The 272-nt window shown below is 60.3% G+C and carries 1 protein-coding gene; it reads left to right on the plus strand.

Features of this window, described 5'->3' with window-relative positions; all coding sequences use genetic code 11:
• The first annotated feature begins 11 nt into the window (after positions 1–11).
• Complete coding sequence (locus SB717_RS35900) at positions 12–221, plus strand: helix-turn-helix domain-containing protein (protein WP_410907752.1); 210 nt, start codon at positions 12–14, stop codon at positions 219–221.
• Positions 222–272: the final 51 nt, after the last annotated feature.

The following is a 272-nucleotide window of genomic DNA, read 5'->3' on the forward strand; positions in this document are numbered from 1 at the left end:
GCCTCGCATGCATCTGGCACGGCCTCAGTCGCAAGCAGACGGCCGAACTGCTCGGGGTGAGCTACTCGGCAGCCCGAGCCATTTGGAACGGCCGACATGAGGTCACAGCCGCACAACTCTGGAAAGCATCTACCGCCTTCAACATCCCTTTCGCACGGTTCTACGACGAACACGACAGGGCCTCTGGGTGGATCTACGAAATGGAGACAGACAATGGCTGAGAGCGTCTATCGCCGCTGCGGCTGCCGAGACGATCAGGGGAAACAGTTGGG

It is taken from the genome of Priestia sp. SIMBA_032, from assembly GCF_046535215.1.
Classification (GTDB): domain Bacteria; phylum Bacillota; class Bacilli; order Bacillales; family Bacillaceae_H; genus Priestia; species Priestia aryabhattai.